The 17,022-nt window shown below is 70.2% G+C and carries 14 protein-coding genes and 1 pseudogene; 10 read left to right on the forward strand and 5 right to left on the reverse strand.

Annotated elements, in window-relative coordinates:
- Window positions 1–15: 15 nt before the first annotated feature.
- The 4 genes from GVN67_RS10035 (at window position 16) to GVN67_RS10050 (ending at window position 5,573) form a co-directional block, all read left to right on the forward strand.
- Window positions 16–1,644 carry a CTP synthase gene (locus GVN67_RS10035; RefSeq protein WP_159995383.1) on the forward strand — a complete coding sequence of 543 codons (1,629 nt, stop codon included), beginning with the start codon at window positions 16–18 and terminating at the stop codon, window positions 1,642–1,644.
- A gap of 345 nt (window positions 1,645–1,989) precedes the next feature.
- Window positions 1,990–3,582 carry a diguanylate cyclase domain-containing protein gene (locus tag GVN67_RS10040; RefSeq protein ID WP_159995385.1) on the forward strand — a complete coding sequence of 531 codons (1,593 nt, stop codon included), beginning with the start codon at window positions 1,990–1,992 and terminating at the stop codon, window positions 3,580–3,582.
- Window positions 3,583–3,740: 158 nt separating this feature from the next.
- A complete protein-coding gene (gene eno / locus GVN67_RS10045; protein ID WP_159995387.1) occupies window positions 3,741–5,018 on the forward strand; it encodes a phosphopyruvate hydratase in 1,278 nt (425 codons plus the stop codon).
- Window positions 5,019–5,249: 231 nt separating this feature from the next.
- Window positions 5,250–5,573: a septum formation initiator family protein gene (locus tag GVN67_RS10050; protein ID WP_159995389.1), complete on the forward strand. Its 324-nt coding sequence runs from the start codon at window positions 5,250–5,252 to the stop codon at window positions 5,571–5,573.
- Here the strand turns inward: GVN67_RS10050 and GVN67_RS10055 are convergent.
- Window positions 5,570–6,451, reverse strand: a complete 882-nt coding sequence (locus GVN67_RS10055) for a LysR family transcriptional regulator (RefSeq protein WP_159995391.1) — start codon at window positions 6,449–6,451, stop codon at window positions 5,570–5,572. The genes GVN67_RS10050 and GVN67_RS10055 overlap by 4 nt on opposite strands.
- A 95-nt stretch (window positions 6,452–6,546) precedes the next feature.
- Between GVN67_RS10055 and GVN67_RS10060 the strand changes: the two genes are divergently transcribed.
- Entirely contained in the window at window positions 6,547–7,587 is a 1,041-nt protein-coding gene (locus GVN67_RS10060; RefSeq protein WP_159995393.1) for a YeiH family protein, read from the forward strand.
- 264 nt (window positions 7,588–7,851) lie between these two features.
- Here the strand turns inward: GVN67_RS10060 and GVN67_RS10065 are convergent, their stop codons facing one another.
- The gene (locus tag GVN67_RS10065) at window positions 7,852–8,811 is read right to left on the reverse strand and encodes a Gfo/Idh/MocA family protein (RefSeq protein WP_159995395.1); all 960 of its coding nucleotides are present in this window, start codon (window positions 8,809–8,811) and stop codon (window positions 7,852–7,854) included.
- Between the two features lie 129 nt (window positions 8,812–8,940).
- Here GVN67_RS10065 and secD point away from each other — a divergent pair, with 129 nt between their 5' ends.
- The 4 genes from secD to GVN67_RS10085 all read left to right on the forward strand — a co-directional run bounded on the left by secD (window position 8,941) and on the right by GVN67_RS10085 (window position 13,303).
- The gene (gene secD / locus GVN67_RS10070; protein WP_159995397.1) at window positions 8,941–10,527 is read left to right on the forward strand and encodes a protein translocase subunit SecD; all 1,587 of its coding nucleotides are present in this window, start codon (window positions 8,941–8,943) and stop codon (window positions 10,525–10,527) included.
- 15 nt (window positions 10,528–10,542) lie between these two features.
- Window positions 10,543–11,511, forward strand: coding sequence for a protein translocase subunit SecF (gene secF / locus GVN67_RS10075; protein ID WP_200845209.1), 969 nt, complete (start codon window positions 10,543–10,545; stop codon window positions 11,509–11,511).
- Window positions 11,512–11,737: 226 nt separating this feature from the next.
- Window positions 11,738–12,877 (forward strand): EAL domain-containing protein, encoded by a 1,140-nt coding sequence (locus GVN67_RS10080; protein ID WP_159995399.1) that lies wholly within the window; start codon window positions 11,738–11,740, stop codon window positions 12,875–12,877.
- 63 nt (window positions 12,878–12,940) lie between these two features.
- Window positions 12,941–13,303: a VOC family protein gene (locus GVN67_RS10085; protein WP_159995401.1), complete on the forward strand. Its 363-nt coding sequence runs from the start codon at window positions 12,941–12,943 to the stop codon at window positions 13,301–13,303.
- A 69-nt stretch (window positions 13,304–13,372) separates the two neighbouring features.
- Here GVN67_RS10085 and GVN67_RS10090 read toward each other — a convergent pair whose 3' ends face one another.
- The 3 genes from GVN67_RS10090 to GVN67_RS10100 are packed head-to-tail and all read right to left on the reverse strand — an operon-like array spanning window position 13,373 to window position 16,460.
- Complete coding sequence (locus tag GVN67_RS10090) at window positions 13,373–14,533, reverse strand: iron-containing alcohol dehydrogenase (protein ID WP_159995403.1); 1,161 nt, start codon at window positions 14,531–14,533, stop codon at window positions 13,373–13,375.
- Window positions 14,534–14,580: 47 nt separating this feature from the next.
- Complete coding sequence (locus tag GVN67_RS10095) at window positions 14,581–15,471, reverse strand: ABC transporter permease (protein WP_368667231.1); 891 nt, start codon at window positions 15,469–15,471, stop codon at window positions 14,581–14,583.
- Between the two features lie 20 nt (window positions 15,472–15,491).
- Window positions 15,492–16,460 (reverse strand): ABC transporter permease, encoded by a 969-nt coding sequence (locus GVN67_RS10100; protein ID WP_159995407.1) that lies wholly within the window; start codon window positions 16,458–16,460, stop codon window positions 15,492–15,494.
- A gap of 99 nt (window positions 16,461–16,559) precedes the next feature.
- On the opposite strand from GVN67_RS10100, the pseudogene GVN67_RS10105 reads away from it, so the two are divergent.
- Window positions 16,560–17,022 (forward strand): annotated as a pseudogene (locus GVN67_RS10105) (hypothetical protein); the annotation flags it as partial.

Raw genomic sequence — 17,022 nt, forward strand, 5'->3', positions numbered from 1 at the left:
CTAGAAAGGACTCCCATGACGCGGTTCGTTTTCATCACCGGCGGCGTGGTTTCCTCTCTCGGCAAGGGCATCGCGGCGGCCAGCCTCGGCGCCCTGCTGCAGGCGCGGGGCTACAAGGTCCGCATTCGCAAGCTCGACCCCTATCTCAACGTCGATCCGGGCACGATGTCCCCGTATCAGCACGGCGAGGTCTTCGTCACCGATGACGGGGCAGAGGCCGATCTCGATCTCGGCCACTACGAGCGTTTCACCGGCGTGCATGCGACCAAGGGGGACAGCCACACCTCCGGCCGCATCTATGGCGAGGTGATCGCCAAGGAGCGCCGCGGCGACTATCTGGGCGGCACCGTCCAGGTGATCCCGCACATCACCGACGCCATCAAGGAAGCGGCCACCGCCAACACCGACGGGCTGGACTTCGTCCTGCTCGAGGTCGGCGGCACGGTGGGCGATATCGAGAGCCTGCCCTTCCTGGAAGCGCTGCGGCAGCTCAACAACGAGCTCGGCCCGCAGAACAGCCTCTTCATGCACCTCACCCTGGTGCCCTATATCCCGTCCGCCGGCGAGCTGAAGACCAAGCCGACCCAGCACTCCGTCAAGGAGCTCTTGGGACTTGGCATCCAGCCCCAGATTCTCCTGTGCCGTTGCGACCGGCCCATCCCGGAGAATGAGCGCCGCAAGATCGCGCTGTTCTGCAACGTGCGGCCGGAGAGCGTGATCCCGGCGCTGGACGCCAATTCGATCTACGCCGTGCCGCTGCAGTACCATGCCGAAGGGCTGGACCGCGAAGTGCTGCGGCATTTCGGCCTGTCGATCTATGGCGAGCCCGATCTCTCCAACTGGCAGCGCATCGTCCGCCGCCTGGAGAACCCCGAGGGCGAGGTCAAGATCGCCATCGTCGGCAAGTATACCACCCTGCTCGACGCCTATAAGTCGCTGGCCGAGGCGCTGGTGCATGGCGGCATCCAGCACGGCGTGAAGGTCAAGCTGGACTGGGTCGACAGCCAGATCTTCGAGACCCCCAACGCGGTCGAGCGGCTGGAAGGCGTGCACGGCATCCTGGTGCCCGGCGGCTTCGGCGAGCGCGGCGCGGAAGGCAAGATCGAGGCGGTCCGCTTCGCCCGCGAGCACAAGATCCCCTTCCTGGGCATCTGCTTCGGCATGCAGATGGCGGTGATCGAGGCGACGCGGAACCTGGTCGGCCTCGACCACGCCTCGTCGACCGAGTTCGGCCCCTGCGAGGAGCCGGTGGTCGGGCTGCTGACCGAGTGGCTGCGCGGCAATGACCGCGAGCGCCGCTCCAGCGAGGGCGATCTCGGCGGCACCATGCGGCTCGGCGCCTATCCGGCGGCGCTGGCCGAGGGCTCGCTGGTGCGCGCGGTCTATGGCCAGGCCGAGATCACCGAGCGCCACCGCCACCGCTACGAGGTGAACATCGCCTATCGCGAGCGGCTGGAAGAAAAGGGCCTGCGCTTCTCCGGCATGTCGCCGGACGGGCTGCTGCCGGAGATCGTCGAATACCCGGACCACCCCTGGTTCATCGGCGTGCAGTACCATCCGGAGCTGAAGTCCAAGCCGTTCCAGCCGCATCCGCTGTTCGGCGGGTTCATCGGCGCGGCGGTGAAGCAGGCGCGCTTGGTCTGAAGGTTGGGGGAAGAATGAATTCTTCCCCCCTCGGACGTATACGTCCGAGCCCATCATTCTTTTTATCCGGCTGCCGCTGCCTTGTTGAGAAGCGGAACGCAGCACTGAAATAGGGCGCGGGCATTAATGCTTGCGCCATTTTCATATTATAGGCTGCGCTCAAAGGCCGTGTTGCGGCCGGGCTGTTTTGTCCGTCGTCGCCATCTGGGGGCGGCAGCACCCTCAGAAAGAAGATGGGGGTCTGGGGGAATTCATTCCCCCGGCCTTTCCCTGCGCTCTTAAATCCTTTCTTTACCTTTTCATCAGAAACTGAGGCATCCGCTGCTCACGGGAAGCCTCACTGCCATGCCCGCCGACCCCAAAGCCCTGGCGGCCCGCCTCACGCTGTTGCGGCGGGCTTCGCGCCTGCTGATCCTGCTCGGCCTCTGCGCCACGCTGGCCCTGTGGCATCTCGCCGCGCGCCGCACCGCCATCGAGGCCGATGCCCGGTTCCGCGAGGCCGGCCTGCATGTCCAGCGCCTGGTCGAGGAGCGGACGCTGCGCGCGCTGGACGTCATCGCCGGCTTCCGCGCCCTGTTCGAGGTCGGCGACCAGGTCAGCCGCGCCGATTTCCACCGCCATGCCCTGAACATGAAGCTGCCCGAGCGGTTCCCCGGCGTGGTCGGCATCCAGTTCGCGCCGCTGGTGCTGGCGGCCGAGAAGGGCGGCTTCGAGGCCGCGGTGCGGGCGGATAGCAGCCTCGATCCGCATGGCTATCCCGACTACGCCATCCATCCCGCCGGCAGCCGGGATTTCTACCTGCCCAATCTCTACAACGAGCCGATGGCCGGCAACGAGGCCGCCTTCGGCCACGACACCACCGCCGAGCCCAGCCGCCGCCGCGTCATGGAGCGCAGCCGCGACAGCGGCGAGCCGGTGGCCTCGCAGCCGCTCAGCCTGCTGCAGGGCGGCATGGGCTTCACCATCCGCCATGCCGTCTATCGCCGCGGCGCGCCGCTCTGGACCGTCGAGCAGCGGCGCGACGCCTTCATCGGCCAGGTCAACGGCGTCTTCCGCGCTGCCGAGATGATCAGCCCGCTGCTGCGCGACCACCTGCAGGAATACCGCATCCGCATCGAGGATCGCGGCCCCGCCGGCACCGCCGCGGCGGAAGGGACGACGCCGCAGCTGCTGTTCGACAGCCAGCCGCAGCCGCCGGACCGCGCCGCGCCGGCGACCCGGGCCGGCGACCGGCAGGAGAATGGCGTCGCCGTCGCCGGGCGGATCTGGCAGATCACCCTGACCCGCCGCGGCACCTGGCCGCATCTGGCGCCGCTGCCGCTGGTGATGCTGCTGGGGGGTGCCGCGCTGACGCTGGCCGCCGTCTGGCTGCTGCATGCGCTGGCCCGGCACCACCGCAACACCGCGGCGCTCGCCCAGCGGCTGGCGCACCAGGCGCAGCACGACGCACTGACCGGCCTGCCCAACCGGCTGCTGCTGGACCAGCGCCTGACCGAGGCGCTGGGCCGCGCCGAGCGCCAGGATGGCCGGCTGGCGCTGATCTTCATCGACCTCGACCGCTTCAAGGCGATCAACGACACGCTGGGCCATGCGGCGGGGGATGCCATGCTGCAGGCCGTCGCCGCCCGGCTGCGCCACGCGCTGCGGCCGGGGGACACGGTGGCGCGCCTCGGCGGCGACGAATTCGTCGTGCTGCTGCCCGACCTGCCGGCCGGCGGCGTCGCCGGCCCGCCGGGCTGGGGCATCGGCGAGCGGCTGCGGCTGCTGATCGGCCAGCCGGTGGAATATGCCGGACAGATCCTGTCGGTCGGCGCCAGCATGGGCGCCGCGCATTACCCGGAGGACGGGCGCGACGCGGCGACGCTGATGCACCATGCCGATGCGATGATGTACGACGCCAAGCATGCGCCGCCGCTGGAGACCATGCCGGCGGCGTGACGCCCCCTTTCGCCGGCCCCCGCGTCGCCTTGGGCGGCTTATCCGGACAAACCCGCGTGGTGGTCGATCGGGCCCCGGTGGCGGCCGTGGCGGCCCCCTTGCCCTTCGCCGCGTTGCAGCCTATCGCCGGGACACCGCCACAGGCACGGGAGCCCAGAATGACCGCGATCGCCGACATCATCGCCCGCGAGATCCTCGATTCGCGCGGCAACCCCACCGTCGAGGTCGATGTCGTGCTGGAGAGCGGGGCCGTCGGCCGCGCCGCCGTTCCCTCGGGCGCCTCGACCGGCGCGCATGAGGCGGTCGAGCTGCGCGACGGCGACAAGGCCCGCTTCGGCGGCAAGGGCGTGCAGAAGGCCATCGGCAATATCGAGGGCGAGATCTACGACGCGCTCTCCGGGCTGGATGCCACCGAGCAGGTCAAGATCGACGAGATCATGATCGCCCTCGACGGCACCCCCAACAAGAGCCGCCTCGGCGCCAACGCCATCCTGGCCGTCAGCCTGGCCACCGCCAAGGCGGCGGCGGCGCATTTCGACCTGCCGCTGTACCGCTATGTCGGCGGCGTCTTCGCCCGCACCCTGCCGGTGCCGATGATGAACATCATCAATGGCGGCCAGCATGCCGACAACCCGATCGACATCCAGGAATTCATGGTGATGCCGGTCGCCGCCGGCTCGCTGGCGGAAGCCACCCGGATCGGCTCCGAGATCTTCCAGGCGCTGAAGAAGGGCCTGCACGATGCCGGCCACAGCACCAATGTCGGCGACGAGGGCGGCTTCGCCCCCAACCTGAGCTCGGCCGAGGAGGCGCTGTCCTTCATCGAGCGCGCCTGCGAGAAGGCCGGCCACCGCTTCGGCGAGGACGTGATGGTGGCGCTCGACTGCGCCGCCACCGAGTTCTTCAAGGACGGCGTCTACGACATGGAAGGCGAGGGCAAGAAGCTCGACAGCGCCGGCATGGTCGACTACCTGGCCGCCCTCTGCGGCAAGTTCCCGATCGTCTCGATCGAGGACGGCATGTCCGAGGATGACTGGGCCGGCTGGAAGCTGCTGACCGAGAAGCTGGGCGGCAAGGTGCAGCTGGTCGGCGACGACCTGTTCGTGACCAACCCGGAGCGCCTGCGCCAGGGCATCGAGAAGGCCACCGCCAACTCGATCCTGGTCAAGGTCAACCAGATCGGCTCGCTGACCGAGACGCTGGAAGCGGTCGAGATGGCGCATCGCGCCGGCTACACCGCCGTCATGTCGCACCGCTCGGGCGAGACCGAGGACAACACCATCGCCGACCTGGCGGTCGCCACCAACTGCGGCCAGATCAAGACCGGCTCGCTCAGCCGCTCGGACCGGCTGGCCAAGTACAACCAGCTGATCCGCATCGAGCAGCAGCTGGGCACCTCGGCCCGCTATGCCGGCCGCTCGATCCTGAGGCGCTGAGCTTCCGCGCCTGCCGCGCGACCTGAGGGGGAGCTTCGGCTCCCCCTTTTTCGTTCCTCGCAACCGGGCGTGCGGCGGAAATCCTGGCCGGGCAGAAGCTTAAGCCCGGGCGGGCGGTTTCCCGTGTCCTGCCGGCAACACGCGATGCAAGAAAGCGACGGCTTTTCCATTGCCCCTTGCCTGCCCGCGTTATCAGTCCCTTAACCTGCGCGGGTCACGGAAGGGGTGAAGATGCGGGCCATCAAGCGAGCGATTCAGGTGCTGTGGCTGCCCTTGGTCTTCGCCGGGCTGATCTGGCACTTCGCCTGGTATGCCGTGCACGGCCCCCGCGTCGGCTCGCTGGCGCGCGAGGCCAAGGCGGGCGAGATCGTCGCCGCCCGCATCGCCCTGGCCCAGGCCGAGACCGAGCGCGATTCGATCGACCGCAAGGTGGCCGGGCTGCGCGGCGACCGCATCGACCGCGACCAGCTCGACGAGCGCGCCCGCGCTTTGCTGAACATGGTCGGCAAGGATGAGCTGGTCGTCCCCTACGGCCAGAACCAGCGGCTGTTCTAGCCCTTGAGCGCGAGCGCCAGCAGCGCCCGGCTGGCGCGGCTGGCATAGCGTTCCTTGTGCCGCAGCGCCTTGAAGCTGCGCGGTGGCAGGGTCACCCCGGCCCGCACCAGCAGCCCGGCCGCCAGGTGCGGCCCGGCCGCGCGCTCCGACACCACCGTCGCTCCGCCATCGGCCTCGACCGCCGCCAGCACCGCCTCGTTGGACGGCAGCTCCAGCGTCACCCGCAGCGTCTCCGCCGCCAGGCCCCAGCCGGCCAGCAGCAGCTCGAAGGCGGCGCGGGTGCCTGACCCCTCCTCCCGCATGATCCAGGGGCTTGTCGTCAGCTGCCGCGGCGCCAGGGGGGCGCCATCGGCCCAGGGATGGTTGGGCCCGACCACGATGACCAGCTGGTCGCGCGCCAGGATGGTCTGGGACAGCGCGGCCTCCTCCACCTCGCCCTCGACGAAGCCCAGCTCGGCGCTGCCCTCCAGCACCGCCTGGGCCACGCTGGTGGTGTTGCCCGCCGCCACCTCCACCGCGACGCCCGGGCACTCGGCCTGGAAGCGCACCAGCAGCGGCGGCAGCCAGTAGCTGGCAACCGTCTGGCTGGCCTGGATGCGCAAGGTCCCGCGCAGCGCCCCGCCGAGCTCCGACAGCACCAGCTCCGCCGCCTCGGCGCGGGCCAGCACGGCGGCGGCCTCGGCGCGGAAGATGCGGCCCTCCCCGGTCAGCTCGATGCGGCGGCCGATGCGGTGGAACAAGGTGATGCCGTGCCGCCCCTCCAGCGCGCGGATCGCCGCCGAGACGGCCGACTGCGTCAGGTGCAGCGCCTCGGCGGCGCGGGTGACATGCTCGCGCTCGGCGACGGCCAGGAAGATGCGCAGCTGGTCCAGCGTCATCGTTCGATTATATCGATTGAAACCATAAGAACAACGCGTTGGATCACTGGATGGCGCGGGCGCATCGTCCGCCGCGAAACCGTCACGGTCCTGTCATGTCCAGCGCCACCAGCAGCCCCCTGCCCGCCCCGCCGCAGCGCCTGATGGCGTGGGGCCGCGCCCATGCGCCGGGTGTCGCGCTCTGCGCCGCGGTCGCCGGCGCCGGCACCCTGCTGGCCGAGGCGCAGCGCCTGGCCTTCGGCCGCGCCTGGCTCGACGCGCTGGTCCTCTCGATCCTGATCGGCACCACGCTGCGCAGCCTCTGGACCCCGCCCAAATCCTGCGCCACCGGCATCGCCTTCAGCGCCAAGATGCTGCTGGAAGTCGCGGTGATGCTGCTCGGCGCCTCGCTCAGCGTCACCGCGATGATGGCGGCGGGGCCCTGGCTGATCCTGGGCATCGCCGCCGTGGTGGCCCTCTCGATCGGCCTTAGCTACGGCCTGGGCCGCGTGCTCGGCCTGCCGAAGAAAATGGCGATGCTGGTCGCCTGCGGCAATTCGATCTGCGGCAACTCGGCCATCGCCGCGGTCGCCCCGGTCATCGGCGCCCAGGCCCGCGACGTGGCCGCGGCCATCGCCTTCACCGCCGTCCTCGGCGTCGGCGTGGTGCTGGCCCTGCCCTTGCTGATGCCGGTCCTCGGCCTGACCGAGGTGCAATACGGCATCCTGGCCGGCCTGACCGTCTATGCCGTGCCCCAGGTGCTGGCCGCCACCGCCCCGATCGGCAGCCTGGCCGTCCAGGTGGGCACCCTGGTCAAGCTGGTGCGCGTGCTGATGCTGGGCCCCGTGGTGCTGGCCCTGTCGCTGCGCGCCGGCGCCCAGGGCGGCCAGAAGCCCGGCCTGGCGCGCCTGGTGCCCTGGTTCATCCTGGGCTTCCTGGGCCTGGCCGCGCTGCGCGCCCTGGGCGCCATCCCGGACGCCCTGCTGGCGCCCCTGGCGACGCTGGCCAGCCTGCTGACCCTGCTCGCCATGGCCGCCCTGGGCCTCGGCGTCGATATCCGCAGCGTCGCCCAGGCCGGACCGCGCGTGACCGGAACCGTGGTGGTGTCGCTGCTGGTGCTGGGGGCTGCGAGCCTGGGGCTGATCGCTCTGCAGTAAAGGCGAAGACAGGGGCAAGGTCGGGGGAATGAATTCCCCCGAACCCCCTTCTTTTTTCTGATGACCGGCTGTGGCGTGACCTGCGCCAGAACTGCCCCTTCGCACGGGCGTCGCGGCGGGACGCTGTTTTAATACATCAGCACTCGATCAAAGGTCGCGCTGATGCTGGGCCATTTCATGCCCCGTCGCCACGTGGACATGGCAATCCGATAGAAAAAAGATGGGGTCCAGGGGAATTCATTCCCCTGGCCTTTGCTTTGTTTCTCAGACACCTGCTGCTTTCAACGAAGCGGCGACAGCCTCTTCGACCCGCAGCGCCGCATCCAAAGCGGCCCGCCCGGCGTGCCCGTCGACCACCACCTTCGCCCCGTCCAGGCAGGCCGCGACGAAGCTCGCCTGCTCGGCTTCCAGGTTGTCGCGGTCGGTCCAGGACAAGGTCTCGATGCCGTGGCCGGGGATCTGCTCAAGCCCTTCGCCCTGGCCCTTGCGGACCAGCTTCAGCTCGCGCGCCAGGAAGTCGAGGCTGGCATAGCCCTCGCTGCCGAAGACGCGCAGGCGGCGCTCCATCTTCAGGCTGGCGCGGCTTGCCGTGATGGTCGCCTGGGCGCCGTTGGCGAAGCGCAGCCGGGCGTTGGCGATGTCGATGGTCTGGGAGACCACGGCGGTGCCGACCGCCTCGACGGCGACCAGCTCGGACTGGGCCAGCGACAGGATCAGGTCCAGGTCGTGGATCATCAGGTCCAGGATGACCGTCACGTCCAGGCTGCGCGGGCGGAAGGGGGCGATGCGCACCGCCTCCATGTAGAGCGGCCGGCCGACGCCGGCGCTGCCCTGCAGGGTCATCATGCCGGCGCCAAAGCGCTCGACATGGCCGACCTGCAGCACGCGCCCGGCGGCCGCGGCCTGGGCCACCAGGGCGTCGGCCTGGTCGCGGCTGGCGGCGATCGGTTTTTCCACGAAGACATGGCAGCCGGCGGCCAGCGCCTGGGCGGCCAGGCCGTGGTGGAAGGCGGTGGGGGCGGCGATGATCACCGCGTCGGCCGCCTGCATCAGGCTCTCGGCGCTGTCCCAGGCCTGGCAGCCGGCCTCGCCGGCGACCAGCGCCGCCCGGGCGGGGTCGGGATCGGCCAGGCCGAGGAAGTCCACACGGTCCGCGCGGGCCGCTTTCAGGCTGTGGAACCGGCCGAAATGCCCTGCCCCGAGAATGCCAAGCTTCAGCCGCATGCCCCTGTCCTGTCCCGTGGAATGGTGCCGCGCATGTAGCAGAGAGTCTCCGGTGATGCATGGTGGGTTGCATCGGGGGGCGCGACCCAGCATTTTCCGCTCCCTCTAGATTGGGGGGCCTCTTCGGCCATGCTGTATTTCGCGCGGTGGAAGGTCGCCGCCATTCTTGGCGTCATCCTGCTTGGCGTGCTGCTGTCCTTGCCCAACCTGTTCCCGCGCACGGCCATTCCGTCCTGGCTGCCGTCGCGGCAGGTCTCGCTCGGGCTGGACCTGCGCGGCGGGTCCTACCTGCTGCTGGAGGTGGATCTGAGCGCGGTGGCGCGGGAGCGGCTGGAAGGCCTGGCCGATGGCGCCCGGACCCGGCTGCGCCAGGCCAATATCGGCTATGTCGCGCTGCAGCCGGAGCCGGCGGCCAACCGCCTGGTGCTGCGGCTGCGCGATGCCGGCCAGCAGCAGGCGGCGCTGACCGCGCTGCGCGAGCTGGCCAATCCGGTGCCGGTCGGCGCCGGCGCCACGGCGCCGGATGTCGAGATGGCGGCGCAGGCGGATGGCAGCATCACGGCGACGCTGTCCGAGGCCGCGATGCGGGCACGCGCCAGCGGCGCGGTCGAGCAGTCGGTGGAGATCGTCCGCCGCCGCATCGACGAGACCGGCGTCTCCGAGGCGCAGATCGCGCGCCAGGGGTCGAGCCGCATCCTGGTGCAGCTGCCCGGCCTCGAGGATCCGAACCGGATCAAGGAACTCTTGGGCCGCACCGCGCGGATGACCTTCCGCCTGGTGGACGAGACGGCCAATACCTCGGCCGCGGTGCCGCCGCCGGGGGTCGAGTTCCTCTCCGGCGAATCGCCCGGCGAGCGCTATGCCGTGCGCCGCCGGATCGAGGTGGACGGCGCCAACCTGACCGACGCGCGCGCCGGGCAGGATGGGCGCAACGGCCAGTGGGTGGTCAATTTCAGCTTCGATTCGGTCGGCACCCGCCGCTTCTCGGAGATCACCCGGCAGAATACCGGCCGCCCCTTCGCCGTGGTCCTCGACAACAAGGTGATCACGGCGCCGCGGATCAACGAGCCCATCACCGGCGGGCGCGGCCAGATCAGCGGCAACTTCACCGCGGCGACCGCCAATGACCTGGCCGTGCTGCTGCGCGCCGGCGCGCTGCCGGCGCCGCTGACCGTGGTCGAGGAGCGGACGGTGGGCCCCGAGCTCGGCGCGGATGCGATCCGGGCGGGGCTGATCAGCCTCGGCGTCGGCGCCTCCTTCGTCTTCCTCTACATGGGCCTGGCCTATGGGCTGCTGGGCTGGTTCGCCAATATCGCGCTGTTCGTGAACCTGCTGCTGATGCTGGCGGCGCTCTCGGTGCTGCAGGCGACCATCACCCTGCCCGGCATCGCCGGCGTGGTGCTGACGCTGGGCACCGCGCTCGACGCCAATATCCTGATCAACGAGCGGATCCGCGAGGAGTACCGCCAGGGCAAGCCACCGGTGAACGCGCTGGAGCTCGGCTTCAGCAAGGCGTCGGGGACCATCCTGGACAGCAACCTGACCAACCTGATCGCCATGGCCTGCCTCTACGGCTTCGGCTCGGGCCCGGTGCGCGGCTTCGCGGTGACGGTGGCCATCGGCACCATCGTGCAGATGTGGACGGCGACGACCCTGGTGCGGCTGTTCGTCGCCACCTGGTATCGTGCCCGCCGTCCCAAGACCCTGCCGGTCTGAGAGGGGATACGATCCATGTTCCTGTCCCGTCCGCTGTTCCGTCTGTTCCCGGACGACAGCAAGATCCCCTTCATGCGCGGCCGCCGGCTGGGCATCGCCTTCTCCATCGTCCTGTCGCTCCTATCGCTGGTGCTGGCCTTCTATCCAGGGATGGAGAAGGGCATCGACTTCCGTGGCGGCATCGTCATGGAGGTGCGCACGCCCGCGGCCGCCAACCTGGCGGCGATCCGGGCGGGCGTCTCTGGCCTCGACCTCGGCGATGTCGGGGTGCAGGAGTTCGGCGACGCCTCCACCGTGCTGCTGCGCCTGCCGGTGCAGGGCGACGAGGGGGCGACGCAGAGCGCCGTCAACCGCATCCGTGCCACGCTGGAGCAGATCACCCCGGGCACCCGGCTGCTGCGCACCGAGGCGGTGGGCAACCGGGTCAGCGCCGAGCTGTTCCTGGGCAGCCTGATCGCGCTGGGCGTCTCGATGCTGGCGATGATGGCCTATATCTGGTTCCGCTTCGAATGGCAGTTCGCCATCGGCGCCATCGTCACCCTGCTGCTGGAGACGACCAAGGTCATCGGCTTCCTGGCGGTGACGCGGATCGAGTTTAACCTGACGACGGTGGCGGCGGTGCTGACCATCATCGGCTTCTCGGTCAACGACAAGGTCGTGGTCTATGACCGGATGCGGGAGAACCTCCGCAAGTACAAGACGATGCCGCTGGAGCAGCTGATCGACAAGTCGATCAACGAGACCATGAACCGGACGCTCGGCACCTCGATGACGCTGCTGCTGTCGGCGCTGCCGCTGGCGCTGTTCGGCGGCGACGCGCTGGCCGGCTTCGCCTGGACCATGGTCTTCGGCATCATCGCCTCGACCTCCTCCTCGATCTTCATCGCGGCGCCGATCCTGCTCTATCTGGGCGAGAATCGACTGCGGCGGGGCACCGAAGCCGCCGTTGCCAAGCCTGTGACCGCCGGCAAGGGCGCCGGCTGATCACAAGGCGGGGAGCACCGGTCCGCCGCGATGGCGGCGGCACGAGTCTGGCGAGAAAGCAATCCGGCCGGCCCTGCGAAGGGCCGGCCGGAAACGTTTCCAGGACCATCTGCGGTTGCGTTTCGTGCGTTTTCCGAGAGCATGTCCTAATATTAAGACAAATCTTGGCATTTGGCTGAGGGCGGGCTAAGTAAGTCTGGACGGCGCTATGCCGGAAGGAATCCGCATGCCCCCGCAAGCTATCCCGGTCACCAGCCGAGCAGAGCATACGCTGCTGCTGGCGCGCGACCCGGCGGTGCTGCAGGCCATGCATGGGCTGGCGGGCACGCCGCCACGGCTGCTCAGCTCCGGACGGGAGGCGCTGCGCCACCTGTTCACCGCCGAGGACCCGGCGCGCCACCTGGTCTGCCAGCCCTCCGCCGCCGGCAAGGCCTGGCCGGCGCTGCTGGCCACCGCGCAGGACCCCTTCGTCGCCACCGGGCTGATCGTCGTGCAGGAAGATGCGCGCGGCCCCGGCGTGCCTGCGCGCGCCTCCGACCTGGCCGCGGCGCTGCGGGAAAGCCCGCCGCCCGGGCCGGCGCCGATGACCGACCCGTCGGTGCTGGCGCGGGGCCTGGCGCGGGGCGAGATCAGCGTGCGCTACCAGCCGGTGCTGCGCATCGCCGATGAGCGGCCGATCCTGATCGAGGGGCTGGCGCGCTGGCAGCCGAAGGGCGACGTGCCGCTGGGGCCGGACAGCTTCGTGCCGCTGGCCGAGCGCAGCGGCCAGGTCAGCGCGCTGTCGGTGGCGGTGGCGCAGGCGGCCTTCGCCGAGCTTGGGCCGATCATCGGCCGGCTGGGCGCCTCGCTGAGCCTGAACCTGCCGCTGAGCCTGCTGCTGGACCGCACCGTGCCGCAGCGGCTGTGCGCCCTGCGGGATGCCGCGCATTTCCCGGCCGATGCGCTGATGCTGGAGCTGACCGAGACGACGCCGGTGCGCGACCGCAGCGCGCTGCGCCGGGCCCTGCATCGCTGCCGGGCGCTGGGGCTGCCGGTGCTGGTCGACGATATGGGGCTGCAGGACGAGCGGGTGGCGCTGCTGGACCTGCCTTTCGCCGGCATCAAGCTGGACCGCTCGCTGGTGGCGGCGATGCCGGAGAGCCACCGGGCGCGGGCCGAGGTCGCCATGCTGGTGCGCCGCGCCCATGCCAATGGCATGACGGTGACGGCCGAGGGCATCAGCGACTGCCGGCTGTGGCGGGCGGTGGCGGCGGCGGGGGTCGACAATGCCCAGGGCTATGCGATCAGCCGGCCGCTGACGGCGGCGGCGCTGCCGGCCTGGGCCAGCACGCGGCACTGGACCCACCGCAACCTGCAGGGCTGCTGAGCCCCCCTTCCCCATCTCGGCTTCGCGGGTCATGAGCGGTGGTGGCTGCCATGGGGGAATGCCGTGCCGTTGAGCCGGGTGGTGCTTTATGTCCGCGACGTCGAGGAGACGGCGCGGTTCTACGCGACGCATTTCGGCTTTCGCGTCACGCGGGCCGAGGGCGACCGCATCGTCGAGCTGGTGCCGACGGATGGCGGGGCGATCCTGATGCTGCATCCGGCGTCAAAGGGCCAGCGGCCCGGGCAATCGCTGGTGAAGCTGGTCTTCGATGTGGAAGACGTCGAGGGTTTTTGCCGGTCGGCCGCCGAGCGCGGCCTGACTTTCGGCCCGGTGCATCAAGCGGATGGCTATTGCTTCGCCAATGCGAAGGATCCGGGCCTGAACGCGATCTCGGTCTCCAGCCGCGCGTTTCGCCTGGGTGGGTGACTGCGGCAGCGCGGACAGAAGGAAGATGGGGGTCCAGGGGGAATTCCTTCCCCCTGGCCTTTCTCCGTTTCAGGCAAAAGCTTCTTCGTAGAGCCTGGTGATCTCGCCAGCATCCGGCTGCCTGGGGTTGTTGCCCGGGCTGCCCGAGGCGAGGGCCTGCTCGGCCATCTTCGGCAGCAGTCTTTTGAAGTCGCCGGGATCGATGCCGAATTGCCGCGGGCTCGGCACCCCCAGCTCGCGGTTCAGCGCTTCGAGCTCGGCCAGCAGGGCCTGGGCGGCGGTGGCGTCGTCGCCGGTGGAGAGGCCCATGATGCGGGCGGCCTCGGCGTAGCGGGACTGGGCGGCCTGCAGGCTGAAGCGGGTGACGGCGGGCAGCAGCATGGCGTTGGACAGGCCGTGGGGCACGTGGAAATGCGCGCCCAGCGGCCGGGACATGCCGTGGACCAGGGCCACCGAGCTGTTGGAGAAGGCCAGGCCCGCCAGCATCGCCCCTTCCATCATCCCGGCGCGGGCCGTGGCGTCACGGGGCGCGGTATAGGCCTTCCGCAGGTTGCGGCTGATCAGGCGCATGGCGGCGGTGGCGTAGAGATCGGCCAGCGGGTTGGCGCGGCGGGAGACGAAGGCCTCCAGCGCATGGGTCAGGCTGTCGATGCCGGTGTCGGCGGTGATGCGCGGGGGGACGCTGAAGGTCAGCTCGTAATCGACCAGCGCCGCGGTGGGCAGGGCGCCGAGGCCGGCGATCAGCATCTTCTCGTCGTTGCGGGTGTCGGTGATGACGGTGAAGCGGGTGGCCTCGCTGCCGGTGCCGCCGGTGGTCGGGATGCAGACCAACGGCAGGGCGGCACGGTCGGCCGCGGCGGGCACCTTGAAGTCGCGCAGGTGCTGGCCGGGGCCGGCGGCGGCGAGGATGCCGATGGCCTTCGCCGTGTCCATCGGGCTGCCGCCGCCGAAGCCGACCAGGCAGTCGAAGCCGCCGCGCTTGAGCATGGCCAGGCCCGCCTCGACGACGGTGTCGGTTGGGTCGGCGACGGTCTCGGAGAAGACGCGGGCGCCGATGCCGGCCTCGGCGAGCGGGGCGAGGACCCGGTCGATCATGCCGGAGGAGACGATCCAGGGGTCGGTCACCACCAGCGGCCGCGCCAGGCCGAGCTCCCGCAGCAATGTCGGCAATTGCTGCAGGGTGCCGCCGCCGATCAGGATCTTGCGGGGGGCAACCAGTGAAATGGCCATGCGGCGTCTCTCCCTTGAACGGGCGCGACGCCGGCGGCTTTCTCACATCATTTGCGGAGCCGCGGGTTGAGCACGTCGCGCAGTTGGTCGCCGACCAGATTGATGCCGATGATCAGCGCCAGCAAGGCCAGGCCGGGATAGACGCTGATCCAGTAGCGCCCCGACAGCATGAACTGGAAGCCGTTGGCGATCAGCGTGCCCAGCGACGGCTCGGTCACCGGCATGCCGACGCCGAGGAAGGAGAGCGTCGCCTCGATGGCGATGGCGTTGGCGACCTGGACGGTGGCCACGACGATCAGCGGCGGCAGGATATTGGGCAGCAGGTGGCGCAGCATCTGGCGGGCCGGCGGCAGGGCCAGGACGCGGGCGGCGTCCATGTAGTCGCGGTGCCGCTCGGCGCTGGCGGCGCCGTGGGCGGTGCGGGCGAAATAGGCGTATTGCGCGGCGACGAGGGCGATCACCACCTGCTGCGTCCCCTGCCCCAGCGCGGCGACCAGGACGAGCGCCAGCAAGATGGCGGGCAGCGACAGCTGCAGGTCGACCAGGCGCATCACCGCCTGCTCGGCGAAGCCGCCGCGCCAGGCGGCGAAGAGGCCGGCGACGGTGCCGAGGCACAGCGCGAAGGCGCCGGCGGCGACGGCCACGAAGATCGAGGTGCGCAGCCCGAAGAGGATGGCGGAGAGCACGTCGCGCCCGGCGGCGTCGGTGCCGAGCCAATGGGCATAGCCGCCCGAACCCTCGGTGCCGGGCGGCAGGCGGGCATCCATCAGCGACAGGCCGGCCTGGTCATAGGGGTTCTGCGGCGCGATCCAGGGCGCGGTCACGGCGGCGAGCACGATGACGACGACCATGGCGAGGCCGAGCAGGGCCAGCTTCGATTCGGCGAAGTCGGACCAGAACATGCGGGCCGGGGAGACCGGCTTGGATGGTGGGCTCACGGGGGGGCTCATAGGGGCGCTCATGCGCGGTGCCGCAGGCGCGGGTCGAGCAGGGTGTTGAGCACGTCGACCGAGACATTGATCAGGATGAACATCGCCACCACGAGCATGAGGTAGGCCACCATCACCGGCCGGTCGAGGGTCTGGATGCTCTCGATGATCAGCCGGCCCATGCCGGGCCAGGAGAAGATCGTCTCGGTCACCACGGCGAAGGCGACGACGCTGCCGAATTCGAGGCCGATGACGGTGACGATCGGGATCAGGATGTTGCGCAGCGCGTGGACGACGACGATGCGGCCCGGGCGGATGCCCTTGGCGCGGGCGAATTTGACGTAGTCCTGCAGCATGGTCTCGCGGATGCCGGCGCGCGTCAGGCGGATGATCAGCGACAGCTTGAACAGCGCCAGGTTCGTCGCCGGCAGGACCAGGTGATACAGGCCGTTGAGGGTCAGGAAGCTCCATTCGATGCCGAAGACCGAGAGGGTCTCGCCGCGGCCGCCGGAGGGCAGCCAGCCGAGCTCGACGCTGAACACCAGGATCAGCATCAGCCCGACCCAGAAGGTCGGCAGCGAGAAGCCGAAGATGGAGGCGGCCATGATGCCCTGGGCCGGCAGGTCCTTCGGCCGCAGCCCGGCATAGAGGCCGAGCGGCAGGCCGATCACGACGGCGATCACCATGGCGGTCAGCGCCAGCTCCAGCGTCGCCGGCAGCTTCTGCGCGATCAGCGCCAGCGCCGGCTCGTTGAAGACGAAGCTGCGGCCGAAATCGCCATGCAGCAACCCGTTCAGGAAGCGCAGGTATTGCACCCAGAGCGGCTGGTCGAAGCCGTAGCGGGCGATGGTCTCGGCGATGATCCGCTGGTCGGCGGCGGGGTTGATCAGCACGTCGATCGGATTGCCGATGGCGAAGACACCGGTGAAGACCAGCAGGCTCATCACCCACATCGCCAGCAGCGCGGCGCCGAGGCGCTTCAGGAGGAACAGGCTCATGGCCGCGATGCTGCGGCCAATCGCGCGGCGAGGCCAGGGGGCACGGCCGCGTCGCACCCCCTGGCGCGGACGGCTTTGCTCAGGAAGGATGCAGGCATCATGCTCCTCCTGCTGCAATCCGCGCCGCTCCTGCTGCTGCTCGCCCTCCTGCTGTCCGGCCGTGCCGGGCCGGTGCCGGCCTGCCTGGCCGCGCTGGCCGCCAGCCTGCCCGCCATCGCGCTGACCCTGCCGGAGGGCAGCGGCACGGCGGCTTTCCTCGGGATGGAAAGCCTGCGGGCGGCCTTCCTGGCGATCCAGCCGATCGGGGTGCTCGCCGGCGGGCTGATCTTCCACGCGGCCATCACGCGGCTGGCCCCTGCCGACCAGGGCGCCGAGGAGGCGACGCCGCGCCGCATCTTCGCCGCCACCCTGCTGGGCGGCGCCTTCGTCGAGAGCGTCACCGGATTCGCGGTGGGCGCCGTCTTCGCGCTGGCCCAGCTGCGGCGGATGGGGTTGGGCGGCGCGCCGGCGGCGGCGATGGCGCTGCTGGCGCTGGTCATGGTGCCCTGGGGCGGGCTGGGGC

This window comes from Roseomonas sp. 18066 (assembly GCF_902706185.1).
Classification (GTDB): Bacteria; Pseudomonadota; Alphaproteobacteria; order Acetobacterales; family Acetobacteraceae; genus Pseudoroseomonas.